This window comes from Streptomyces sp. ME19-01-6, from assembly GCF_033793745.1.
Classification (GTDB): Bacteria; Actinomycetota; Actinomycetes; order Streptomycetales; family Streptomycetaceae; genus Streptomyces.
The window spans coordinates 43,373-67,580 of the sequence record NZ_JARAXF010000009.1 but is presented as its reverse complement, the minus strand read 5'-3'; the positions used below and the strand labels follow the sequence as shown (position 1 = coordinate 67,580).

Annotated in this window: 21 protein-coding genes and 1 pseudogene; 16 read left to right on the top strand and 6 right to left on the bottom strand. The window is 71.2% G+C overall.

From position 1 onward, the window contains the following. Window positions 1-77: 77 nt before the first annotated feature. Window positions 78-764 (top strand): response regulator transcription factor, encoded by a 687-nt coding sequence (locus tag PV419_RS21870; RefSeq protein WP_319691394.1) that lies wholly within the window; start codon window positions 78-80, stop codon window positions 762-764. Window positions 765-826: 62 nt separating this feature from the next. Here the strand turns inward: PV419_RS21870 and PV419_RS21865 are convergent, their stop codons facing one another. Continuing rightward, entirely contained in the window at window positions 827-1,921 is a 1,095-nt protein-coding gene (locus PV419_RS21865; protein WP_319691392.1) for a DUF5937 family protein, read from the bottom strand. A gap of 100 nt (window positions 1,922-2,021) precedes the next feature. Between PV419_RS21865 and PV419_RS21860 the strand changes: the two genes are divergently transcribed. After that, a complete protein-coding gene (locus PV419_RS21860) occupies window positions 2,022-2,351 on the top strand; it encodes a hypothetical protein (protein ID WP_319691391.1) in 330 nt (109 codons plus the stop codon). Here the strand turns inward: PV419_RS21860 and PV419_RS21855 are convergent. Together PV419_RS21855 and PV419_RS21850 are read right to left on the bottom strand one after the other, a co-directional pair. Continuing rightward, entirely contained in the window at window positions 2,259-3,197 is a 939-nt protein-coding gene (locus PV419_RS21855) for a threonine aldolase family protein (protein ID WP_319691389.1), read from the bottom strand. The genes PV419_RS21860 and PV419_RS21855 overlap by 93 nt on opposite strands. Window positions 3,198-3,333: 136 nt before the next feature. Continuing rightward, window positions 3,334-3,468 carry a hypothetical protein gene (locus tag PV419_RS21850; protein ID WP_319691387.1) on the bottom strand — a complete coding sequence of 45 codons (135 nt, stop codon included), beginning with the start codon at window positions 3,466-3,468 and terminating at the stop codon, window positions 3,334-3,336. 148 nt (window positions 3,469-3,616) lie between these two features. Here PV419_RS21850 and PV419_RS21845 point away from each other — a divergent pair, with 148 nt between their 5' ends. The 11 genes from PV419_RS21845 to PV419_RS21795 all read left to right on the top strand — a co-directional run bounded on the left by PV419_RS21845 (window position 3,617) and on the right by PV419_RS21795 (window position 14,474). Continuing rightward, window positions 3,617-4,552, top strand: coding sequence for a Rossmann-like and DUF2520 domain-containing protein (locus tag PV419_RS21845; protein ID WP_319691385.1), 936 nt, complete (start codon window positions 3,617-3,619; stop codon window positions 4,550-4,552). Between the two features lie 47 nt (window positions 4,553-4,599). Next, complete coding sequence (gene panC / locus PV419_RS21840) at window positions 4,600-5,487, top strand: pantoate--beta-alanine ligase (RefSeq protein ID WP_319691731.1); 888 nt, start codon at window positions 4,600-4,602, stop codon at window positions 5,485-5,487. Next, the gene (locus PV419_RS21835; protein ID WP_319691383.1) at window positions 5,484-7,292 is read left to right on the top strand and encodes an L-aspartate oxidase; all 1,809 of its coding nucleotides are present in this window, start codon (window positions 5,484-5,486) and stop codon (window positions 7,290-7,292) included. The genes panC and PV419_RS21835 overlap by 4 nt, the downstream gene beginning before the upstream one ends. Continuing rightward, window positions 7,289-8,389: a carboxylating nicotinate-nucleotide diphosphorylase gene (gene nadC, locus PV419_RS21830; protein WP_319691381.1), complete on the top strand. Its 1,101-nt coding sequence runs from the start codon at window positions 7,289-7,291 to the stop codon at window positions 8,387-8,389. Before PV419_RS21835 ends, nadC begins: the two co-directional genes overlap by 4 nt. Window positions 8,390-8,391: 2 nt before the next feature. Beyond that, window positions 8,392-9,189 (top strand): type III pantothenate kinase, encoded by a 798-nt coding sequence (locus PV419_RS21825; protein WP_319691379.1) that lies wholly within the window; start codon window positions 8,392-8,394, stop codon window positions 9,187-9,189. Window positions 9,190-9,376: 187 nt separating this feature from the next. Beyond that, the gene (locus PV419_RS21820; RefSeq protein ID WP_319691377.1) at window positions 9,377-11,038 is read left to right on the top strand and encodes a hypothetical protein; all 1,662 of its coding nucleotides are present in this window, start codon (window positions 9,377-9,379) and stop codon (window positions 11,036-11,038) included. A gap of 520 nt (window positions 11,039-11,558) precedes the next feature. Continuing rightward, a complete protein-coding gene (locus tag PV419_RS53330) occupies window positions 11,559-12,614 on the top strand; it encodes a hypothetical protein (protein ID WP_415925361.1) in 1,056 nt (351 codons plus the stop codon). An 82-nt stretch (window positions 12,615-12,696) separates the two neighbouring features. Further along, the gene (locus PV419_RS21810; protein WP_319691375.1) at window positions 12,697-12,873 is read left to right on the top strand and encodes a hypothetical protein; all 177 of its coding nucleotides are present in this window, start codon (window positions 12,697-12,699) and stop codon (window positions 12,871-12,873) included. Between the two features lie 50 nt (window positions 12,874-12,923). Further along, window positions 12,924-13,382 (top strand): BlaI/MecI/CopY family transcriptional regulator, encoded by a 459-nt coding sequence (locus PV419_RS21805; protein WP_319691373.1) that lies wholly within the window; start codon window positions 12,924-12,926, stop codon window positions 13,380-13,382. 21 nt (window positions 13,383-13,403) lie between these two features. After that, window positions 13,404-13,925: an amino-acid N-acetyltransferase gene (locus tag PV419_RS21800; RefSeq protein ID WP_319691371.1), complete on the top strand. Its 522-nt coding sequence runs from the start codon at window positions 13,404-13,406 to the stop codon at window positions 13,923-13,925. A gap of 210 nt (window positions 13,926-14,135) precedes the next feature. Continuing rightward, window positions 14,136-14,474, top strand: a complete 339-nt coding sequence (locus tag PV419_RS21795; protein ID WP_319691369.1) for an Lsr2 family protein — start codon at window positions 14,136-14,138, stop codon at window positions 14,472-14,474. Here the strand turns inward: PV419_RS21795 and PV419_RS21790 are convergent. Next, window positions 14,413-15,114 (bottom strand): SCO3374 family protein, encoded by a 702-nt coding sequence (locus PV419_RS21790; protein WP_319691367.1) that lies wholly within the window; start codon window positions 15,112-15,114, stop codon window positions 14,413-14,415. The two genes, PV419_RS21795 and PV419_RS21790, sit on opposite strands and share 62 nt — an antisense overlap. Before the next feature lie 503 nt (window positions 15,115-15,617). Between PV419_RS21790 and PV419_RS21785 the strand changes: the two genes are divergently transcribed. Next, window positions 15,618-18,143 (top strand): ATP-dependent Clp protease ATP-binding subunit, encoded by a 2,526-nt coding sequence (locus PV419_RS21785; protein ID WP_319691365.1) that lies wholly within the window; start codon window positions 15,618-15,620, stop codon window positions 18,141-18,143. 183 nt (window positions 18,144-18,326) lie between these two features. Here PV419_RS21785 and PV419_RS21780 read toward each other — a convergent pair whose 3' ends face one another. After that, window positions 18,327-20,933, bottom strand: coding sequence for an NACHT domain-containing protein (locus PV419_RS21780; protein WP_319691363.1), 2,607 nt, complete (start codon window positions 20,931-20,933; stop codon window positions 18,327-18,329). Window positions 20,934-21,070: 137 nt separating this feature from the next. Continuing rightward, a complete protein-coding gene (locus tag PV419_RS21775; RefSeq protein ID WP_319691361.1) occupies window positions 21,071-21,991 on the bottom strand; it encodes a transglutaminase domain-containing protein in 921 nt (306 codons plus the stop codon). 206 nt (window positions 21,992-22,197) lie between these two features. Between PV419_RS21775 and PV419_RS21770 the strand changes: the two genes are divergently transcribed. Continuing rightward, a complete protein-coding gene (locus PV419_RS21770; RefSeq protein WP_319691359.1) occupies window positions 22,198-23,394 on the top strand; it encodes an RNA-guided endonuclease TnpB family protein in 1,197 nt (398 codons plus the stop codon). Then, a pseudogene (locus tag PV419_RS21765) lies at window positions 23,391-24,145 on the top strand (transcriptional regulator). The gene PV419_RS21770 and the pseudogene PV419_RS21765 overlap by 4 nt, the downstream one beginning before the upstream one ends. Window positions 24,146-24,208: the final 63 nt, after the last annotated feature.

The window sequence follows — 24,208 nt, the reverse complement described above, 5'->3', positions numbered from 1 at the left end:
TCACCGAGACCCGCTCACCGAGACCCGCTCGCTGAGGGAACGCTCGTTGAGGGAACCGAGGGAAGGGACCCGACCGGATGCCGATCCGCGTCATGCTCGTCGACGACCAAGTGCTGCTGCGCACCGGCTTCCGGATGGTGCTCGCGGCCCAGCCCGACATGGAGGTCGTCGCCGAGGCGGGCGACGGCGCGGAGGCCCTGGAGGTGCTGCGCACCGCCGAGGTGGACGTCGTCCTCATGGACGTCCGCATGCCCAGGCTCGACGGGGTGGAGGCGACCCGCCGCATCTGCGCGCAGAAGGACGCGCCCAAGGTGCTCATCCTGACCACCTTCGACCTCGACGAGTACGCCTTCTCGGCGCTCAAGGCCGGGGCGGGCGGCTTCATGCTCAAGGACGTGCCGCCCGGCGAGCTGCTCGCCGCGATCCGCGCCGTGCACAGCGGCGACGCGGTCGTCGCCCCCAGCACCACCCGCCGCCTGCTGGACCGCTTCGCGCCGCTGCTGCCGGGCGCGGCCGGCGGATCGGCCCGCCCGGAGCTGGAGCGGCTGACCGACCGCGAGCGCGAGGTCATGCTGCTGGTCGCGCAGGGGCTGTCGAACGGCGAGATAGCGGCGCGCCTGGTGCTCTCCGAGGCGACCGTGAAGACCCACGTGGGCCGCATCCTCACCAAGCTGGAGCTGCGCGACCGGGTGCAGGTGGTGGTCATGGCGTACGAGTCGGGGCTGGTACGGGCCCAGGGCCCGGGCGGCGGCTCCCGGCACTGACGCCCGGCCACCCTGACGTCCGGCCACCCTGACGTCCGGCCGCTCCGACACCGGGGGTCGCGCTACCTCAGAACGCTCTCCAGGAAGTCGCTGCCCAGCCGCGCCACCGCCGACAGGTCCAGCTGGTGCAGCACGTACCGGCCGCGGCGGCGGGTGGTCAGCAGCCCCGCCTTCTTCATGACGGCGATGTGGCGGGAGACCTCCGGCGGGGTGATGCCGCACCTCTCGGCCAGCTCGCCGGGGGTGTGCGGGCCTCGGGCGAGGCTCTCGCACATGCGCATCCGCATCGGGTGGGCAAGCGCGTCCATCCGGCGCTTGACCAGTTCCAGCGCGGCGGGCGGCGGCAGCTCCGGGGCCGCGACCGGGTATTGGATCACCGGACGCCAGCGGGGCGCGTACACCACGAGCAGATGCGGCCAGCCGAACGCGGTCGGGATGAAGGTGACCCCCTGGCCGGCCGCCGTCGTCCCGCCCCCGGCGAGCTTGTCCACGAGGATGCGCTGTGCCCCGCCTTCGCCCGGCACCACGGACAACGCGGCCGACGTCGCCGCCAGCGCCTCACCGAGTCCCTTGCGCCGCAGCAGCTCCCCCTTGTGGCGGGCGTCGGCGGCCAGCTGGATCCGCACCCGCCGCCAGGTGTCCGCGAAGAACGCCTGGTCGCAGTCCTCCAGCAGGCGGCGCAGCCAGACCCGCAGCCCCGCCGGGTCCTCCAGCATCCGGTCGACGAACGCGGCCTGCTTCGGTCCACGAGCCGCCGCCAGCTCTCGCACCCGTGCCCGCTCGCCCGCGTCGACCAGCGGCGACGGCGTGGGAAGCGCATACGAGGTGGGGGAGCAGGCGATCTCGAAGGCGGCCGCCACGAACGTCTCGTCGTCGATCCGGTCCAGCGCGTCCAGCTCCTCCGCGAGCGTCGCCCCGGGCTCGGCGGGCAGCAGCAGGTCGGAGCGGGAGTAGAGCCACAGGAAGTCCGCCTCGTGGAGCCGGTCGGCGAGGTCGGGCTTGAGGCCCGCGGCCGTGGCGGTGGCCCAGTTGTGCAGCCCCGGGTGGTGGCCGGGCCCGGACAGCACGTGCAGCGCGGCGCCCAGCTCGGCGAGCGGGGAGGGGCTGAAGACGATGCGCTCGGGCGGCAGCCCGGTGATGTCGATGACGTTGGCCATGGCTCCCATGGTGCGGTCCGCGCCGACGGCCTCCGACGTCGCTTGACGGCGATCGTCAATCGAGGCGACCGGCGGCCGGGGGCGGGCGCAGCCTCGTGCCATGAGCCTCACCGAGCAGTACGCACTGGACCTGTACCGCGCCGCCCGGCGCGGCGAACCCGCCCCGCCGGCGCCCCGCCCCGGCGACTGGCGCACCATCCGCGAGCTGAGCCGGTACCGCGACGTCCGCGCGGTGGGCGAGGAGCGCCCGGCGCGTGGAGCGGCCCGGCGGGCCGTACGCGCCCGGCTGGCCGCCCTCTTCGCCCGCCGCCGGGCGGCGGGCGAGGCGGCGGTCACCTCAGCCGACCGCCCGGCCACCCCGCGGAATCCGCTCCAGGAAGGCGACGACCGCGGCCGCGACGTCGTCCGCCGTCCACTCCAGTGCGGATGAGGCGACCGTCACCTCGGTCATGGCCAGGCCCGGCGGCCCCGGCTCCCACCACCGGCCGAACAGCGTCGTCCGCGTCTCCTCCGCCAGCCGCAGCCCCGCCTCGTCCAGGTCATCCGCCGGATACGGCAGCCACACCTGGAACCGGTGGATGTGCGGCTCCCGCGGATACACCCGGAACCAGGCCACCCCGGCGGCCGTGAACGCCTCGTCCAGCGCCTTCGCCACGACCTTGGCGTGCGCCACGTACGACGGCAGCCGGGGCAGGTCGCGGTCCAGGCCGGCCAGCGCGGCCAGCGCCGCGGGCCACTGCTGGAACACCTGCCCGCCGTACCGGTGCCGCCATGCCTTGGCCTCCTCCACCAGAGCCTCGGGCCCGGCCAGCGCGGCCCCCGAAATGCCGTCCAGCGACTTGTAGAACGACACATACACCGAGTCCGCGAGGGCGGCGATCTCCGACAGCTCACGCCCGAAGTGCGGGGTGCACTCCCACAGCCTCGCCCCGTCGAAGTGGACCACCGCCTCCCGCTCCCGCGCGGCCTCCACCACGGCGGTCAGCTCGTCCCAGGTGGGCAGCACAAAGCCCGCGTCGCGCAGCGGAAGCTCCAGGGCGAGCGTCCCGAAGGGCTCGTCCAGCTCCCGGACCTCGTCGGCCGTGGGCAGCCGCGGCTCGCTCGTCGGCCGCACCGCGCGCAGCCCGCTCACCGTCAGATAGGCGTCGCGCTCATGCACCTCCAGATGCGAGAGCGGATGCACCGCCACGGCCGGACTGCCGGTGCGCCCCGCCCAGCAGCGCAGCGCGATCTGCTGGGCCATAGTGCCGGTGGGGAAGAAGGCCGCGGCCTCCATGCCGAGCAGCTCGGCGACCCGCCGCTCCAGCTTCTCGACGACCCCGTCCCCGTAGAAGTCCAGCCAGTCGTCCAGGTCGTACGCCCCGGCCGCGTCGGCCGTCAGCCGGGCCAGCCGCTCGCCGATCCTCCCCCAGCTACCGCTGGGGGTACCCCCTACCCACCGCGAGGCTGGTCAGCGCCCGCGTCGAGCCGTGCCACGCCGCGAGCCTGCGGGCCCGTGCCGTTTCCGGCCGCCCCTGCTGTTCCGGCTGCTCCGTTCCGTCTGTCATGGGCCGAGCATGTCGTAGCCGCGCTCGCGCGGGCCACGGGGTTTTCCACAGCCCGGGGGACAGGATCGGATCATCCGGAAGCACTCGCGTAGCATGGCGGGGAATCGTCCGGTACCCCCTGAGGACTGGAACGGAAGGCCGTCGTCGAGTGAACGCACATCCACTTCCCGAGCCGCAGGACCGCCCGGCCCGGCTCACCGTCGGGGTCGTCGGCGCCGGTCGGGTCGGCCCCGCCCTTGCCGCCTCGCTGCGGCTCGCCGGGCACCGCCCCGTCGCCGCGTCCGGCGTCTCCGACGCCTCCGTGCGCCGGGCCGCCGCGCTGCTCCCCGAGGTCCCGATCGTCCCGCCCGCCGAAGTGCTGGCGCGGGCCGAGCTGGTCCTGCTGACCGTCCCCGACGACGCGCTGCCCGACCTGGTCAGCGGCCTCGCCGAGACCGGCGCGGTGCGCCCCGGGCAGCTGCTCGTCCACACCTCCGGGCGGTACGGCACGGCCGTGCTCGACCCCGCCCTGCGCGCCGGGGCGCTGCCGCTCGCGCTGCACCCCGTCATGACCTTCACCGGCACCCCCGTCGACGTCCAACGGCTCGCGGGCTGCTCCTTCGGGATCACCGCCCCCGAAGAGCTGCGTATGGCGGCCGAGGCGCTGGTCATCGAGATGGGCGGCGAGCCCGAGTGGATCGCCGAGGAAGCCCGGCCGCTCTACCACGCCGCCCTCGCCATCGGCTCCAACCACCTGGTCACCCTCATCGCCGAGGCCATGGACCTGCTGCGCGCCGCCGGGGTCGGCACTCCCGACCGGATGCTCGGCCCGCTGCTGGGCGCCGCCCTGGACAACGCCCTGCGCAGCGGCGACGCCGCGCTGACCGGCCCGGTCGCGCGCGGCGACGCCGGCACCGTCGCCGCCCATGTGGCCGAGCTGCACCGCCACGCGCCCCAGGCCGTCCCCAGCTACCTCGCGATGGCCCGTACGACCGCGGACCGCGCGCTCGCCGCCGGGCTGCTCAAGCCCGAGCTCGCCGAAGACCTGCTGGGCGTCCTCTCGGACGTCTCCGACGTCCCCGGCCTGGGAGGGGCGGGATCGTGAGCCCGAAGCTGTGGCACAAGGCCGGCCCCGGCGAGCCCGATGTGGAGCTGTTCACCAGCCGCGCCGACTTCGACGCCGCCCTGGCGCAGTTCGCCACCCCGGGGCGCGTCGCCGTCGTCATGACCATGGGCGCGCTCCACGAAGGACACGCCTCCCTCATACGCGCGGCCCGAGCCCGGGTCGGCGCCAAGGGCGTGGTGACGGTCACCGTCTTCGTCAACCCCCTGCAGTTCGGCGCGGGCGAGGACCTGGACCGCTATCCGCGCACGCTCGACGCCGACCTCGAGGTCGCGGCCGCCGCCGGCGCGGACATCGTCTTCGCCCCGCCGGTCGAGGAGGTGTACCGGGGCGGTGAGCCGCGGGTGCGGATGACCGCCGGGGCCATGGGGGAGCGGTACGAGGGCGCCTCGCGCCCCGGGCACTTCGACGGGGTGCTCACCGTCGTGGCCAAGCTGCTCCACCTCACCCGCCCGGACATCGCGTTCTTCGGAGAGAAGGACGCCCAGCAGCTGGCCGTGATCCGCCGCATGGTGCTCGACCTGGACTTCCCCGTCGAGATCGTCGGCGCTCCGACAGTCAGGGAGGCCGACGGCCTCGCGCTCTCCAGCCGTAACCGCTACCTGTCGCCGCAGGAGCGCAGCACCGCCCTGACCCTGTCGCGCGCGCTGTTCGCGGGCCGCGACGCGGGGCGGGACGCGGGACCCCCCTCCGTAGCCTCCCCCCAGGCGGTCCGGTCGACCGCGCGCGCGGTGATCGACGAGGCGGCCCCCCTCCAACCACCCCTCACCCTCGACTATCTGGCGCTCGTCGACCCCTCGGACTTCAGCGAGGTCCCCGACGACCACACCGGCGAGGCCGTCCTCGCCGTCGCCGCCACGGTCGGCACCACGCGCCTGATAGACAACGTCCGCCTGTGGTTCGGAGCCGCGCGATGATCCAAGAGAAGAAGCCGACGGCCGTCGGCACGGCCCTGCGTGCCCCGGCACCCGGCTGGGCCATCGAGGCCGACGTCGTGGTCGTCGGCTCGGGCGTCGCCGGCCTGACCGTCGCGCTGCGCTGCGCCGCCGCCGGGGCGACGGTCACCGTCGTCACCAAGGCCTGCCTCGACGACGGCTCCACACGCTGGGCCCAGGGCGGCATAGCGGCCGCCCTCGGCGAGGGCGACACCCCCGAACAGCACCTCGACGACACCCTGGTCGCCGGCGCCGGGCTCTGCGACGAGACGGCCGTACGCACGCTGGTCACCGAGGGCCCCGACGCCGTACGCCGACTGATCGGCACCGGTGCCCGGTTCGACGCCGACGACGACACCGGCGAGATCCTGCTGACCCGCGAGGGCGGCCACCACCGCCGCCGTATCGTGCACGCGGGCGGCGACGCGACCGGCGCGGAGGTCTCCCGGGCGCTGGTCGAGGCGGTGCGCGCGGCCGGTATCGAGACCGTGGAGAACGCGCTGGTGCTCGACCTGCTCAAGGACGCGTCCGGCCGCGCGGCGGGCGTCACCCTGCACGTCATGGGCGAGGGGCAGCGGGACGGCGTCGGCGCGGTGCGCGCGGGCGCGGTGGTCCTCGCGACCGGCGGCATGGGGCAGGTGTTCTCCGCCACCACCAACCCAGCCGTCTCCACCGGCGACGGCGTGGCCCTGGCGCTGCGGGCCGGGGCGGAGGTCTCCGACCTGGAGTTCGTGCAGTTCCACCCCACGGTGCTGTGGCTGGGCCCGGAGGCGGAGGGGCAGCAGCCGCTGGTCTCGGAGGCGGTGCGGGGCGAGGGCGCGTACCTCGTCGACGCCGACGGCGTCCGCTTCATGCAGGGGCAGCACGAACTGGCCGAGCTCGCGCCCCGCGACATCGTCGCCAAGGGCATCCTGCGGCGGATGCTCGAGCAGGGCGCCGAGCACATGTACCTGGACGCCCGCCACTTCGGCGCGCGGATGTGGGAGCAGCGCTTCCCGACCATCCTCGCCGCCTGCCGCGCCCACGGCATCGACCCGGTCACCGAGCCCATCCCGGTGGCGCCCGCCGCGCACCACGCGAGCGGCGGCGTACGCACCGACCTGAGCGGCCGCACCACGGTCCCCGGGCTCTACGCCTGCGGCGAGGTCGCCTGCACCGGCGTCCACGGCGCGAACCGGCTCGCGTCCAACTCCCTCCTGGAGGGCCTGGTCTTCGCGGAGCGCATCGCCGAGGACATCACCTCAGCCCCGCCCCCTCAGGCAGAGCAGCCCCCTGTCGCCCAGGCGCTCGTCGCCCGGGCCGCCATCATGACCGAGGGGCCGCTGCTGCCGCCCGAAGCCCGGTACACCATCCAGCGGATCATGACCGCCGGGGCCGGGGTGCTGCGGTCCGCCGAGAGCCTGGCCCACGCCGCCGCCCAGCTGGAGCAGGTCCACGATGAGGCCGCCGAGACGCTGCGCCGCGACGGCAAGACCGCCGAGCCGGGGGTCGACACCTGGGAGGCGACCAACCTCCTCCTCGTCGCCCGCGTCCTGGTGGGCGCAGCCCTCCGCCGCGAGGAGACCCGCGGCTGCCACTGGCGCGAGGACCGCCCCGACCGGGACGACCCGGCCTGGCGCCGGCACCTCCTGGTCACCCTGCGTCCGGACGACACGCTGGACGTCCGTACGACGGACTCCGAGGCGTTCCCCGCGACCGAGGCGTTCCCCGCGACCGGGGCATCCCCCACCACCGGGGCGTTCCCCCCACTCACCACCCCCCGAACGAAGACGGAGTCCCACCCGTGAGCAGCACCCCCGACGACCGCCCACAGCCAGTGGCCCTCCCGCTGCTGCAGATCGGCCTCCCCGGCGGGGGCCCCGGCTGCGGTGACGCGTGCGGCTGTGGCGCCGACGACGAGGCGTACGACCTCGATCCGATGGAGTGCGGCCTGGACCCCGACCTCGCCCAGCTCCTGGCCGACGCCGGGCTCGATCCCGTCAAGGTCGAGGACATCGCGCACATGGCGATCGAGGAGGACCTCGACAACGGCGTGGATGTGACGACCGTGGCCACCATCCCCGAGGACGCCATGGCCACCGGCGACTTCACCGCCCGCGAGGCGGGCACCGTCGCCGGGCTGCGCGTCGCCGAGGCGGTGCTGTCCATCGTCTGCACCGACGAGTTCGAGGTCGAGCGGCATGTCGAGGACGGCGACCGGGTCGCCCCCGGCCAGAAGCTGCTGACCGTCCGCACCCGCACCCGCGACCTGCTCACCGCCGAGCGCAGCGCGCTCAACCTGCTGTGCCGGCTGTCCGGCATCGCCACCGCGACCCGCGCCTGGGCGGACGCCCTGGAGGGCACCAAGGCGAAGGTCCGTGACACCCGTAAGACCACCCCGGGGCTGCGCGTGCTGGAGAAGTACGCGGTGCGCTGCGGCGGCGGCGTCAACCACCGTATGTCGCTGTCGGACGCGGCCCTGGTCAAGGACAACCATGTGGTCGCGGCGGGCGGCGTGGCGCAGGCGTTCAAGGCCGTGCGCGCCGAGTTCCCGGACGTGGACGTGGAGGTGGAGGTCGACACCCTGGACCAGATCCCGCCGGTGCTCGACGCGGGCGCGGACCTGATCCTGCTCGACAACTTCACCCTGGCGCAGACCCGGCAGGCCGTCGAGCTGGTCGCGGGCCGCGCCGCCCTGGAGTCCTCGGGCCGCCTCACGCTGGAGACCGCGCGGGCGTACGGCGAGACGGGCGTCGACTATCTCGCGGTCGGCGCGCTCACCCACTCCTCCCCGATCCTCGATATCGGCCTGGACCTGCGCGAGGCCGAAGAAGAAGGGGCCGAAGCAGAAGGGGCCGAAAAAGAGGCCAAGGGTGAGGCCGAGGGCGAGGCCGGGGCGAACTGACCATGCTGCTGACCATCGACGTGGGAAACACCCATACCGTGCTGGGCCTGTTCGACGGTAACGAGATCGTCGAACACTGGCGGATCTCCACGGACGCCCGCCGCACCGCCGACGAGCTGGCCGTCATCCTGCAGGGTCTGATGGGCATGCACCCGCTGCTCGGCGAGGAGCTGGGCGACGGCATCGAGGGCATCTCCATCTGTTCCACCGTCCCCTCCGTCCTGCACGAGCTGCGCGAGGTGACCCGCCGCTACTACGGGGATGTGCCCTCCGTCCTGGTCGAGCCGGGGGTGAAGACCGGTGTGCCGATCCTGATGGACAACCCGAAGGAGGTCGGCGCCGACCGGATCATCAACGCCCTGGCCGCCGTCGAGCTGTACGGGGGCCCCTGTGTAGTCGTCGACTTCGGCACGGCGACGACCTTCGACGCGGTCAGCGCGCGCGGCGAGTACGTGGGCGGGGTGATCGCGCCGGGCATCGAGATTTCGGTCGAGGCGCTCGGCGTGCGTGGCGCGCAGCTACGCAAGATCGAGCTGGCCCGGCCGCGCAGCGTCATCGGCAAGAACACCGTCGAGGCGATGCAGGCCGGCATCCTGTACGGGTTCGCCGGCCAGGTCGACGGCGTGGTCCGGCGGATGGCGCGCGAACTGGCCGACGACCCCGAGGATGTGACGGTCATCGCCACCGGGGGCCTGGCCCCCATGGTGCTGGGCGAGTCCTCGGTCATCGACGAGCACGAGCCGTGGCTGACCCTGATCGGCCTGCGTCTGGTGTACGAGCGCAACGTCTCGCGGGGCTGATCCCGCCCCCGCCTCACCCCCTTCCACCCCTCCCCCTCCTGCCTCTCCCCTTCCTAACCCCTGCTCACAACTTTCCGTTCACCGGAGGGCAACCATCCGGTCAGCTGAACCGTCTGGCGAGCGAAGGTGGTTGGGCAATCGCGAGATAGGCATGGGACGCATGTGGCATAAGGGGAAAACCATTCACATGGCGGCCGCCGGGGCGGTGATCGCGCTCGGTACGGCCGTCGGCGTGCCCGCCGCATACGCGGAGGACGAGCCGACCCAGCCCTGGGCCGAGATCCTCGCCCCCGCGCACATCGCCCTCCCATCGGCGGCCGACGGCCAGGGTGCCGTCGCCCCGAGCGTGACTTATTCGTTCGCCGACGGCGGGGCCGAATTCCCCCTGCCGAAGAACGCCAAGATGGTCATCGACGCGAGTGGCCTCGAGGGCGTCGCGACGATCAAGGCGAACAACGAGCAGTGCACCGCCTCCGGCGCGGTCGTCACCTGCCTCGACAACGGCAACCTCCACGGCCCCTGGGAGCCGTTCACGCTCACCGCCGACTCCGGCGCCAAGCCCGGCGCCTCCGGCACCATCAGCTACGAGGTGACGGCCGACGGCGCGACCGACGACAAGGACTCCTCCAAGGTCGTGGTCGGCTCGCCCCAACTGGTCGTAAGCAAACTGCCGGACCGCGACGGCCTCAAGACCGGCTCCACTGTGGACCTGCCCCTGGCGGTGCGGAACACCGGGAATCTGCCGGCCGAGCGCGTCGACATCCAGCTGACCAGCGTGCCCGGCGTCGTATTCACCTCGAAGCCGAAGAACTGCCGCTTCGACTCCGAGTGGGACGACTCCGCGCGCGTCTACTGCTCCATCGACACGGCCATCGAACCGGGCCAGTCCGCGAAGCTCAGCACCCCGCTGACCGTCAAGGTCACCAAGGCCGCCCTGGCCCCGTGGATCGACTACGAGGTCGAGGCCGTCCCGGCGGGCAGCGAAGAGAACCCGAACGGCACCCCCGGCACCGGGTCCCCGGTCGGCTTCACCACCACCTCCGGCGGTGACTTCGAGGCCGACGGCAAGAGCAGCGTCTCCCTCCGCACCGACAACCACGCCGACTTCCGCGCCGTGGGCGGCGCCATCGACCCGGAGGCCGACAACGGCACCACGGGCGGGCTGAAGTTCGGGCTGACCAACGACGGCCCGGCTGCCGCGTACCGCAAGGACCGCAAGCCGCTCCTGTACGCCGACATCACGCTGCCCGAAGGCGTCACCGGGCTCACCAACCGAATCGACGAAGAGCCGGACCAGGACACCACCGGCGAGTGCCTGACGTATGTGAGCGAGACCGAGACCAAGAAGTTCGAGCCGGGCCACCGCCGCTATCTGTGCCCCGAGGCATCGACCGAGCTGCCCGGCGAGGGCCAGCTGTACGGCCTCGGCGTGAAGATCGCCAAGGACGCCGACAGGAACGCCACCGGCACCGTCAAGCTGGTCCACGGTCCGGCGGGCTTCAGCACCAATGACCCGAACTCCGCCAACGACACCGCGAAGATTACCTTCAAGGGCGCGTCCGGCGGTTCCGGCGGGTCCTCCACCGGCGGCGACGACACGGATGACTCGACCAGCGGCTCCGGGTCCGGCTCGACTTCCGGCTCACAGGACGGCGGCACGTCCGGCTCCGGCGGCTCCGGTGACGGCGCCACGAGCGGCGGCTCCTCCGACGGCGGCTCCACCGGCGGCACGATGGCCCTGACCGGCGCGGGCGGCATCAGCCTGATGGCGGGCGGCGCCGCGGCGGCGCTCGCACTGGGCAGCGCCGCGGTCGTCGTCACCCGCCGCCGCCGAGCGACCCGCGGCTGACACACCCCCGGTGCCCCCGGCACTCCGGCACTCCGGCACCCCCGACGCCCCCGGCCGCCGGCCTGCTCGCACAGAGAGCAGCCACGGCCGGGGGCGTCGGCGCGACGGGGGCCTGCTGCGCCTGTCACCCCTGCTGTGCTGGCCGTACGGTCTGCGGCTGCCGTCTGGGGTGTGCCTGCAGTCTGGGCCGTGCCTGTCGTGCCGGCCGTCCGGCCGTGTCAGCCGGGCCGGCCGCGCCGGCGGTGCCTTCCGGTGCCCCGCGGCACTGTCCCGCGCCCGCCCGCGCTACCCCCGCGCCCGTCTCTCTTCCCTCCCCGTGCCGGTCATACCCTCCGGGCCCGCCGCGCCGTCCCGCGCCTTCCGCGCGTTCCCTGCCTTTCCGTAACGCACCGCACCTTTCCGCAACGCGCCGCACTGGCCCGCGCTCAACGAATTTTGTCCGCTTAGCACTTAAAGTCGGCCCATGCCCACGCCATATGGATCCCGCGGAGGAATGGCGTTCAGTGCGGATGAGCTGCGTGTGCTCCGACGCGCCCTCGCCATCGCCCTCCAGCCCCATCCCGTCACACTCTCCCCCGGCCACGGGGGCCCGGACCGGACGGAGGAGGTCCGGGACTGCCTCCGCCTCGCCGAGGCCGTGGACGAAGCGGTCCGCGAGGGCGGGCGGCTGCGAGCCTTCCTGCTCGACGAGCTCGCCCGCTACCGCGCCGCCCTCCCCGGTGCCGCCGTCGGCTACCTCGACCAGCTCGAAGGCGTCCTGGCGGCCGGCTACGAGCCGCTTCCGGAGGACCTGGCCGCGCTGCGCCAGCTGTGCCGGTCCGCCGCCGGGACCGGCGAGGCCGAGCGCCGCCGCACCCTGCTGCGCCACTGTGAGCGGCTCGCCGAGCGGGGTGTACGGGCTCGGCTCGCGGAGCGCGCGGCGGGGGCCCTGCGGGCCCGCGACGGCCGATCCTCGGCGGTTCGGTTGAGGGTGCTGCCCGGTGGAGCCCCCGCGGGTGGCGCCGGGGCGGTGCAGGAGAGCGGCGAACCCGGCCGGGAACCGCGCAGGAAGCCGTCCGCCCCCAGCCACGGCGGCAGCCGCGAGGAGCCCAAGCGTGACGAGTCGGCACAGGGTGAGCCCAAGCAGAGTGAGGCCAAGAAGGGTGAGTCCAAGAAGGGCGAGCCGGCACAGGGTGAGCCCAAGCAAGCCGATCACCCCAAGCAAGCCGACCCCAAGCGCGAGCAGCCGAAGCAGAGCGAACCCAAGAAGGGTGAGCCCAAGCAGAACGAGCCCAATAGAGGCGAACCCGAAAGAGGCGAACCCGAAAGAGGTGAGCCCGAAAGAGGCGAGCCCGAAAGAGACGAGCCCAAGAAAGGCGAGCCCAAGCGCGGCGAACCCAAGCGTGCCGAGCCGACGCGTGCCGAGCCGGGGCGCCGCGAACCGGGCCGTGGCGAACCCGGCCGTGGCGAACCGGGCCGCAGGGCGCCGCGCCCGGGTCGTCCGGTGCCCACTCCCGCGGAGGTCTTCCCGCCCAAGCGCCGCCGCCCGGCCCAGCCGCCGGAAAGCGACTCCCGGCTCGGGCGGGTCCCGGCCTGAGCCGGGGCCGGCGCACCCCGTAATCTGGAGGCCTCGAGATCTGGAGGCCTCGAGTCAGCTCGAGCCAGAAGGAGCGACAGCCATGGATTACATCTCCGCGCTGGTCCCGCCCGTGGTGATGGCCGTGGCCTTCACCGCGCTGATTGTGACGATCGTGAAGAGCCAGGGCGGTGCCAACAAGGCCAAAGAGGACGCCGCGGTGGACGCGGCGCTCGCCCGCGCAGAAGCCGAGCAGCAGGCGCGGTCCAGCACTTCCTGATCCGCCCGGAGCCTATGGGGCCGTACGTCCCGGGATGACAACATCTCGGGATGTACGCCCTTTTTCGCGCGCATGAACCCGACATTCGAGACATCTCCCACTATTATTCACGTGTGCCTCGGCCATTGGGAGATCTCGAAGACGCGGTCATGACGCGGGTGTGGAAGTGGAACCGCCCGGTCACAGTCCGGGAAGTCCTGGAAGACCTTCAGCAGGAACGCTCGATCGCCTACACGACGGTCATGACCGTAATGGACAACCTCCATCAGAAGGGCTGGCTGCGCCGTGAGGTGGAAGGGCGCGCCTATCGATATGCCGCGGTCTCCACCCGCGCCGCCTACTCGGCCGCACTGATGAACGAGGCATGGTCCGCGAGTGACAACCCGGCCGCCGCGCTCGTCGCGTTCTTCGGGATGATGTCTGAAGAGCAGCGAGATGCGCTGCGAGATGCGATGCGCGTCGTCCAACTCGAAGAGCCCGGTGAGAGCCCCGGTGAGTCGAGGCGATGACAGCGGCGATAGCGTCCAAGCATGTCCTTGGCTCAATCTAAAGCAGTCACCGTCCGCCGCGCCCGGACCTCAGATGTGAGGGCCGTGCGCCGCCTCATCGACCTCTACGTGGCTGATCGCATCCTCCTCGACAAAGCGACGGTGACGCTTTACGAGGACATCCAGGAGTTCTGGGTGGCGGAGCGGGACGGCGACGCGGAGGTCATTGGCTGCGGGGCACTGCATGTCATGTGGGAAGACCTCGCGGAGGTTCGCACTCTCGCGGTGGATCCCGCCGTGAAGGGCAGTGGTGTAGGCCACCTGGTGCTCGACAAGCTGTTGCAAACGGCGCGCTGGCTCGGCGTACGGCGCATTTTTTGCCTCACCTTCGAAGTCGACTTCTTCATCAAGCACGGCTTCGTGGAGATCGGCGAGACGCCGGTCGATGGTGATGTCTACAGCGAGCTGCTGCGTTCCTATGACGAGGGCGTCGCTGAGTTCCTGGGTCTCGAACGGGTGAAGCCGAACACCCTTGGCAACAGCCGGATGCTCCTGCAACTGTGATCGCGGTCCCTATGTCCGAATCGCTCCCCTATCACATAGCTCCGGAACAGAGGGTTCCCCTGTGGTCCATCGACCGAACCTTCCCGGGGGGTTTGTGTTTTTCCGGGAAAAGCGGTTTCCTATTCTCCCGTAGTGTAATTACCTGGGGGGTGGGGACATCAGCGCCTAACGCTGCGGCCCGAGCTCCCCGGTTTCTCGGAAAGGAACCCCATGGCACAGAAGGTTCAGGTCCTTCTTGTCGACGACCTCAACGGCGGCGAGGCGGACGAGACTGTGACGTTCGCGCTGGACGGCAAGAGCTACGAGATCGACCTCACCACGGACAACGCGGACAAGCTCCGTGAGGCCCTGGAGCCCTACACCAAGGGCGGCCGTCGCACCGGTGGCCGCGCGGCCGCCACCCGCGGCAAGGCGGCGCGCGTGACGACCGGCGGCAGTCAGGACACCGCGAAGATCCGCGCCTGGGCCAAGGAGAACGGCTACGAGGTCAACGACCGCGGGCGTGTTCCGGCGACTGTGCGTGAGGCATACGAGAAGGCCAACGCCTGAGCGCGTCACCTTCTTCTGCTTCTCCGGCTCGCCGGGCTCCCCGCTGTCCCGGCAGCAGTCGACCGCGCAACAACCGGGCACGGTGGCACTCCGTGGCCGCCGCGCCCACGAGCCGTACGAGATCGGGGGCGTCCCCATCGCCCCCGAACCCTGCCACCGGCAGCGTCGGCTCCACCCCGCCCCCCGGCTCGGGAGGTCGCAGCCATACGGCGGCCTCCTGCGGATTTGGTTCTCCGAGCGCCGTCCGAGACGGCCGGGAGGAGGGGCACGGTGCAGTGATCCGGCCGCCCGCACCGATCGCGGTCAGATCGAGGGGGATACCGCCCCATTCCAGCCAGTCGAGCAGCCCCGGCAGCTCGTCGGCGCTGCTCGCGGCCACCAATAGCCGCATTCTGGGGCCCTCCACCGCGACCGGACCGGTCCGCGGTACGCGCCGCAGCAAGGCGAAACCGGCGTCGGCCGGCAGCTCCAGTACGTCGAAGCGCACCCCCGTGAGCAGTTCGACGGGATCGCTGCCGGTCGTCGGCCATTCCAGCTCGTTCTCGTACCACTGAGCCCACGCGCCCAGCGCGGCGGGGGCGGCGAGGCTGCCCGCAGCCGGGGCGCCCGAGGCCGGGGAGTCCGGGGTCGTAAGGGCCATGCCCGGAGCAACTGCGTCCCTCTTCGAAAGTTACGTGACGTCACGAGAAGTCACGCGCTTCCAGGTTTGCTCAGTGTCGCGACATGTGCACACGGCGTGCCCACCAGGGGGCTGACGGGAGTGGTGAACGGGCGCAAGGTTGTTCGCCCGTAGCGGAGGGAACTGGCTCGCGCCGCATGGAGTGTCAGCCCATGCGGGTAAGAGATGCCTAGTGGGAGGGGCGGTCCACGGGCCGGGAGGCGGTCGCGTTCGCCACGGGCGTAGTGGCGGCGGGCGTAGATGCCTGGCCTGCGGGAACATCGTCTCGCACCATCGGGTTGGAGCTGTTGTCGGCTGTTCGGGGAAACGGAGCCATCGGGCTGCCTTCCTCGCGAGAGCGGGGGGGTGATCCGGACGGGTGTCGGCAGTTGGAATGAGCGGTCCCCGCTTGCGGGACTAAGCTGCGGAAGGACAGAGAGGGGAGCGCCCCCTTACTGCCTGACCGCTCTGAGGAGCGATTAACGATGTTCGAGAGGTTCACCGACCGCGCGCGGCGGGTTGTCGTCCTGGCTCAGGAAGAAGCCCGGATGCTCAACCACAACTACATCGGCACCGAGCACATCCTCCTGGGCCTGATCCACGAGGGTGAGGGTGTCGCCGCTAAGGCCCTGGAGAGCCTCGGGATTTCGCTCGAGGCGGTCCGCCAGCAGGTGGAGGAGATCATCGGCCAGGGCCAGCAGGCCCCGTCCGGGCACATCCCCTTCACCCCCCGTGCCAAGAAGGTCCTGGAGCTTTCGCTCCGCGAGGCCCTTCAGCTCGGCCACAACTACATCGGCACGGAGCACATCCTGCTCGGCCTGATCCGCGAGGGCGAGGGCGTCGCAGCCCAGGTCCTGGTGAAGCTGGGCGCCGATCTGAACCGGGTCCGGCAGCAGGTCATCCAGCTGCTCTCCGGCTACCAGGGCAAGGAAGCCGCCACGGCCGGCGGCCCGGCGGAGGGCACCCCCTCCACCTCGCTCGTCCTGGACCAGTTCGGCCGCAACCTCACCCAGGCCGCCCGCGAATCCAAGCTCGACCCGGTCATCGGGCGCGAGAAGGAGATCGAGCGGGTCATGCAGGTGCTCTCGCGCCGCACCAAGAACAACCCGGTCCTCATCGGCGAGCCCGGCGTCGGCAAGACGGCGGTCGTCGAGGGCCTGGCCCAGGCCATCGTCAAGGGCGAGGTGCCCGAGACCCTCAAGGACAAGCACCTCTACACCCTCGACCTGGGCGCCCTGGTCGCGGGCTCCCGCTACCGCGGTGACTTCGAGGAGCGCCTGAAGAAGGTGCTCAAGGAGATCCGCACGCGCGGCGACATCATCCTGTTCATCGACGAGCTCCACACCCTGGTGGGTGCGGGCGCCGCCGAGGGCGCGATCGACGCCGCGAGCATCCTCAAGCCCATGCTGGCCCGCGGCGAGCTGCAGACCATCGGCGCGACCACGCTCGACGAGTACCGCAAGTACCTGGAGAAGGACGCGGCCCTGGAGCGCCGCTTCCAGCCCATCCAGGTCGCCGAGCCGTCGCTGCCGCACACCATCGAGATCCTCAAGGGCCTGCGGGACCGCTACGAGGCGCACCACCGCGTCTCCATCACGGACTCCGCCCTGGTCGCGGCCGCCACCCTGGCCGACCGCTACATCTCGGACCGCTTCCTGCCGGACAAGGCGATCGACCTGATCGACGAGGCCGGCTCCCGGATGCGTATCCGCCGTATGACCGCACCGCCGGACCTGCGCGAATTCGACGAGAAGATCGCCGATGTGCGCCGGGAGAAGGAGTCCGCGATCGACTCGCAGGACTTCGAGATGGCCGCGGGCCTGCGCGACAAGGAGAAGCAGCTCCTGGCCGCCAAGGCGAAGCGCGAGAAGGAGTGGAAGGCCGGCGACATGGACGTCGTCGCCGAGGTGGACGAGGAGCTGATCGCCGAGGTCCTGGCCACGGCCACGGGCATCCCGGTCTTCAAGCTCACCGAGGAGGAGTCCTCCCGTCTGCTGCGCATGGAGGACGAGCTGCACAAGCGCGTCATCGGCCAGAAGGACGCCATCAAGGCGCTCTCCCAGGCCATCCGGCGTACGCGTGCGGGTCTGAAGGACCCCAAGCGCCCCGGCGGATCGTTCATCTTCGCGGGCCCGTCCGGTGTCGGTAAGACCGAGCTCAGCAAGACCCTCGCCGAATTCCTGTTCGGCGACGAGGACGCGATGATCTCGCTCGACATGTCGGAGTTCAGCGAGAAGCACACCGTCTCGCGGCTCTTCGGCTCCCCGCCCGGATACGTGGGCTACGAGGAGGGCGGCCAGCTCACCGAGAAGGTGCGCCGCAAGCCGTTCTCCGTGGTCCTCTTCGACGAGGTCGAGAAGGCCCACCCGGACATCTTCAACTCGCTGCTGCAGATCCTGGAGGACGGTCGCCTGACCGACTCCCAGGGCCGGGTCGTGGACTTCAAGAACACGGTCATCATCATGACCACCAACCTCGGCACCCGGGACATCTCCAAGGGCTTCAACCTGGGCTTCGCCGCCCAGGGCGATGTGAAGACCGGCTACGAGCGGATGAAGGCGAAGGTCAACGAGGAGCTCAAGCAGCACTTCCGGCCCGAGTTCCTCAACCGTGTCGACGACACGGTCGTCTTCCACCAGCTCAGCGAGGAAGACATCATCCAGATCGTCGACCTCATGATCGCCAAGGTGGACGAGCGGCTCAAGGACCGCGACATGGGCATCGAGCTCAGCGGTGACTCCAAGAAGCTGCTCGCCAAGAGGGGCTACGACCCCGTGCTGGGCGCCCGGCCGCTGCGCCGGACCATCCAGCGCGAGATCGAGGACGTGCTGTCGGAGAAGATCCTCTTCGGCGAGCTGCGCCCCGGTCACATCGTGGTCGTGGACACCGAGGGTGAGGGTGAGGAGAAGAAGTTCACCTTCCGCGGCGAGGAGAAGTCGGCCCTGCCGGACACCCCGCCGATCGAGTCCGCGGCAGGCGGCGCGGGCCCGAACCTCAGCAAGGAGGCGTGACCTCCCGCCCGACCTCCCACCCAGGAGTCACGCGGAGCGTCCAGAGGCTGCCCCGGACCGTTCACACGGCCTCCCGGGGCAGCCTCGTTTCATAAACCCCCAGGAAGGCTCCTGAAAGCCCTCCTGGGGCCCTGGCGGGGCTGCGGCGGCCCCCTTCGGCGCGGCCCTCGGGCCGGCAACCCCTCAGGGCCCCGTCACGATGACCTGTACGCCCTCGGGGACCCCGGTCACCCCGGCGTTGCGGGAGCTCAACCGCAGCGTGTGCAGCCGGGGGAAGGCGGCCAGCCACTGCAGGTCCAGATGCGTCCCCAGGTCATAGGCGAGCCACAGCTCGGTCAGCCGGTCGGCGACCAGGCCCTCGACCAGCCGGCGCGGGGTGAAGGCCCCGGCTATCTGTACGCAGGGGCGCCCGCCGAGGCGCCGCAGGGCGTGCAGCTCCTCCAGATTCGACACCGGAAAGTCGAGTTCCCGCTCATCGAGATGGGCGATGATTTCATCGGCGTAGCGGTCGGTGTCATAACGCCGCCAGGCGCTGGCAAGCTCGGAGCGTACGGCCCAGGAAGTGCGGTCCCGCAGCCGGACGAGATAGTCGATGGCCCGGTCGTCGGCTATCGAGGTCGCGGTGACGGCCAGCCGGTGCGCTTCCTCGTCCGAGGCAACTGTCGGATCGGGCAGCATTTCCAGCACGATGGGGCCGATCCAGCCGAGCGCCCGGGCCCCTTCCAAGGTGGTCGGGCGGACCAGATCCCGGGTATAGCGGTGCACCCGGGCGCGTACCTCCGGGTCCAGCTCGGTCGCGTGTTCCAGGCAGGCCGCCGCAAGCAGTTTCCGATGGCGCGCCTGTACCGGGCGCGATCCTTTCCGGGCGGCGATCAGGCCGTCCAGGATGTACGCGCATTCATCGGGCCGGGCCAGCGCCACCGACATTCTGATCACCTCTTCCCAGTCGTCCTGGTGGGCGTGTTCGATCAGGAAGTCGAAATCATGCCGTTCAACGACCGCTCTCGCGCTCAGATAGTCCTGGAAGGTCCGGTGCACGAAATCGACCGCGCCCGGCGCGGGCTCGCGCAATAGTCCGGTGCGGTTGAGCAGATGACGGTAGATCTCCTCCGGGCCGCCCTGCTGTGCCGCATGCGGAATCGCCGGAAGGTGCTGGGCGAGGGTGGAGACGGCGGTCGGCCGGTCCATTTCCGCCCTGCCGTTGACGAGCATCCAGCGCGCGAGCTTCTGCAGCAGCTGGATCTTCGGTTCCTGAGTGAGATCGATTCCGTCCGGCGGCGGCATGGAGCGCTCGCGATCACGGCGTTCCAGGAGCATGGAAAGAGCCGCGTCGTAGAGCGCTTTGCGGCCGCGCGGAAGATAGCCGCGCCGGTCCCGGTGCAGTGCGCAGATCAACCCGCACATCAGCGGATTCGTGGCCAGCCGCCCCAGCTCCCGGTTAATCCGGACCGCGTCCAGCAGCGTTTGCTCGTACGCGTCCAGCCGATCCAGGTCCGCCGCCGCGTCCTCCCGCGCCGCGGCATGCCAGCGTTGGATGAATGCGGCCACGCCCTCACGGCTGAGCGGCGCGAGTCTCAGCTCGGTGAATCCCTCCGAAGCCAGCCAGTTCTCCCGTACGGCGGACGGGCGCGAGGTGACCAGCCAGACATTTCCCGGATAGCGGGCGAGCGACCGGCGCAGCGCGTGCCGCAGCCGCTCCCGGTCCTCCTCGGGCACCTCGTCGACCCCGTCGACGAGCAGCAGCCCGCGCCCGGCCGACAGCACCCGCTCGGCCCACCCGGCCGGCTGCCCGCCCGCCCGGGGATGGCGTACGGAGGCCAGGAAGTCCGCCGGCCCGGGAAAGCCGTCCCGGCCGAAGCGGCGCACCTGCAGAACGAACGGCACCCGGCCGCGCAGCCCCTCCAGCTCCTGAGGCAGCTCCCCGCGCGCCACGGACACCGCGAGCCACTGCACCAGTGTCGTCTTGCCGGAGCCCGCCACGCCGCGCAGCAGCACCCGTTCCCGCCCCGACAGCGCCTGATCGGCGGGGGCGGAGGGGCCCGCGTCGGTCTCGGCCTCCAGGCTCAGATACGCGCTGTCCAGCGGCCAGCTGTCGGGGGAGTGCGCCAGGTCGATGCCGTAGATGGTGAGGTGGTCGTGGCCGGTGACGATGTCGTGCGCGTACCGCTCCTCGAAGGCGGCGTCGTCGGCGGACGTGGCGGATGTGGTGGACGTGGTGGTGGATGTGGTGTCTGCGGCCGACTCGCTCTGCCGACCGCCGGAGTCGGCCAGCGCCCGGGCGACGAACGCGGACCGCCGGGTGAAGAACCGCAGCATGTGCAGGCAGGCCAGCTCCAGCAGCGCGCCGTGCAGCCGGGCGGCGCCCGCGGACAGATCACGTCCGGCGTCCGGCGCGGCCACCGCCAGATGCCGGGCGAACCGCTCGGGCCCCAGCCGGACCGCCTGGACGTCGTTCAGGTCCACTGTCCCCAGGGCGTGCAGCGTGCGCGCGAGCGCGTCGACCACGGCCCGCCCCTCGTCGCCGGCCGGCTTCGCCTCACCGGGCGCCACCGCCCCCAGCACCTCGCGCACCAGCCGGGCCGCCAGCCCGGTCAGATCCCGCTCGGTCAGCGTCCGCGCGTCCCCCTGGAACGACACCAGCCCACTGATTCTCACCGGCCGGTCCACCGGCCCCGCCCCCGGCCCCTCCCGTACGAACAGCTCCTCCACGATCGGGGCCACGGCGGTCGAAGCGGCGGCGCCCGAGTCGGCGGCTAAGGCGAGGCGGGCGGCTATGGCAGCGGGATCCATGTCTTCCCCCGACCGCTGGTTCCAGCGGCTCCGTTGGCACGTCGTAGATCCCGGTACGTACCCCACCACCGCACGCCGAACCTCGGGAGGCGGCCGATCCGGGGGCGCGCCCGGTCAGGGTGAGGCGAAGGAGCGCTTCAGCGGAGTGTGACCTCCCTCGGACCGTTGAACGGCGCCAACGACAGTACTGTCTTGGGCGTCCGCAGCCCCGCTTCCCCCTCGAACAGCTTCCGTGCGGCGCTGAAGGGCACGTCGTCGCCCGCCACCAGCGCGGCCCGGTCGTGCAGTGCACGGAGGGCGTCCGTCACCTCCATATAGTCGCCCGTTCCCGTTCCCCAGATGTCCCACTGGAGCGTCTCCACCTTGTTCAGCGCGGCGAGGTCGAGCCGGAGGGAGTGCGCGACGAACCATTCCCCGAAAAGCGGCCCCTCCTCCGGCGGGTGGAGCCCGAAGGTCTTCGGGTCCGCCTCGCCCGCCCGGATGGCCCGCCACGCCTTGCCCGCGACCAGAAAGCGGTCGCGCGGCACGTCCATCGGGTCGAAGTCCACCTTCCATGCGTCGACGACCATCGGGTCGGCCAACTGAGGATCGGCGAGCAGCCAGCCCCGCTCGTCGTCCCAGTACTCGGTCACCACGTGGTCGCCGTGGAAGCCGTCCGCGCCGACATAGCCGGCGAAGCCGCACCGCTGCCGGGCGGGGATGCCCGCGTGGCGCAGGAACGAGCAGTACAGCAGCGCGAAGTCGCGGCAGATGCCGACGAAGCGGTCGCCGGCCTCGCGTCGCCGCGTCAGCGGGGCGTCGTTCCGCTCGATGACGATGCGGCAGATTTCGTCGACATAGCGCGTCTCGGCGTCGTTGTGCAGGCGATCCTCCGGAATGGCCCAGCGGAACAGCTCGCCTTCCCAACGGTGGATCACCAGGTCGCGTGCCACACGGGCGAGTTCGGCCGGATCGTCTGGCAGGTCGGCGTAGAGCGGGGCGTGGGCGCCGGGATCGGAGAAAGCACTCTGTCCGGCGTAGAAGGCTGCGGCGTCCTGGTCGAGGCGGGCGGATGACAAGGCTGGACCCCCATGAAGCATCGGCCACATGTTCGATTAATGGGCCGGTGCCCTTCACCGTGTCAAAATCTGCCCGAAAATGTCCAGCAGCCTGGAAAGCCTGAGTTGCGGTGAGTATGGGAGAGATGAATCGCCGCCAGGGCGATTCGTTGTCCACCGCCAACTGCTCGCAGAGTGTCACAAGGTGATGCGATAGTGTGTGAGGTATGGCCACTCACGTGAAGCGGGCGTTCAAGTACCGCTTCTATCCGACGGATGCGCAGGCGGCGGAGCTTTCGCGCACGTTCGGGTGCGTGCGCAAGGTCTACAACATGGCCCTGGCCGCCCGCACGGAGGCGTGGGCCAGACAGGAGCGGGTCAACTACAACGCCACATCCGCGATGCTGACGGCGTGGAAGAAGACCGAGGAACTGGCCTACCTGAACGAGGTCTCCTCGGTTCCGCTCCAGCAGGCGCTTCGGCACTTGCAGACGGCGTTCGCCAGCTTCTTCGGCAAGCGGGCCAAGTACCCGCGTTTCAAGTCGAAGAAGAAGTCGCGGAAGTCCGCCGAGTACACCACCAGCGCATTCCGCTTCCGCAACGACGGGCTTACCCTCGCCAAGATGGCGGAACCGCTGGATATCGTGTGGTCTCGTCCGCTTCCCGAGGGTGTGAGCCCTTCGACAGTGACCGTGTCCCAGGACAGTGCGGGACGCTGGTTTGTCTCCCTGCTGTGTGAGGACCCCGCCGTCAAGCCCCTCCCGGTCACTGGTCAGGCGGTCGGGGTGGATGTCGGTCTGGACCACCTGCTGACTCTCTCCACCGGGGAGAAGATCGCCAACCCGAGGCATGAGCGTCGCGACCGCGCCCGGCTCGCCCGCGCCCAGCGGGAGCTGTCTCGCAAGGCCAAGGGGGATGGGGCCAACCGGGCCAAGGCCCGGCGGAAGGTCGCCCGCATCCACGCCCGTATCAGCGACCGCAGGCGTGACCTTCTGCACAAGCTCACCACTCGACTCGTCCACGAAAACCAAGTGGTCGTGATCGAGGACCTGACCGTTCGGAACATGGTGAAGAACGGCACGCTCGCCCGCGCGATCAGCGACGCGGCATGGCGCGAGTTCCGCACGATGCTGGAGTACAAGGCCCAGTGGTACGGCCGCGAAGTGATCGCGGTCGACCGCTGGTTCCCCTCCTCCAAGCTGTGCTCCACCTGCGGCACCTTGCGGGAGAAGATGCCGCTTCACGTCCGCACCTGGACGTGCGAGGGCTGCGGGGCGACCCATGATCGGGACGTGAACGCGGCGAAGAACCTTCTGGCGGCCGGGCTGGCCGTGTCTGTCTGTGGAGCCGGTGTAAGACCTCAACGGAGAACTCCGGGCGGGCAGTCGGCGACGAAGCAGAAACCCTCACGGCCCGAGCCGTGAGAATCCCCCTCCTTCAGGAGGGGGAGAAGTCAACTCGACCGAGTACTACACGCGCGCGGCTGGAGCAGGCCCGCGCCCCGCGTCCGTCCCGCGAAGTGCTGGCCGACTCGCCCGCGCCCTGCGCCTCGCCGACGCCGAGCGCGACCACCTCCACCACCTGGCCGGCGCGCCCCCGGGCCCGCCGCCCGGACCCTCGCGCCAGGTGCGGCAGTCCATCGTCGACCTGCTGGACCGGCTGCCGCAGGCCGCTGCGATCGTGATGTCCGCGACGTACGAGGTCATCGCATGGAACGCGCTGGCCGCTGCCCTCATGGAGGACTTCTCCGCCCTGCCGCGGCGCGATCGCAATCTCGTGCGCCGGGTCTTCCTCGGGCCGCACCGGGAGGGGCGGCGGCTGTACGGGGTGTCCGACGCGGACGCGTTCGCCCGCAGCTCGGCCCAGCGGCTGCGCGCCACCGCCGCCCGCTACCCGGACGACCCCGAGGTGAGCGAGCTGGTGGAGGAACTCCTCGCCGGAAGTGAGGAGTTCGCCCTGCTATGGGCCTCCCGTGACGTATGCGCCGAGCCCACGCTGTGCAAGACCTTCCAACATCCGCTGGTCGGCCCGGTCAGCGTCAATTGCGACGTCCTCGACATCACGGACCGGGACCAGCAAGTCGTCATCTACACTGCCGACCCCGGATCGCCCTCCGAGGAGGCGCTGCGGCTGCTGTCGGTCATCGGCACCCAGCGCATGGACGTGGCCCGCTGACCGCTGGGCCACGCGCCGGGCTCTGCCCCCGTAGTACTCCACGAGGTATTCCACCAGGACTCC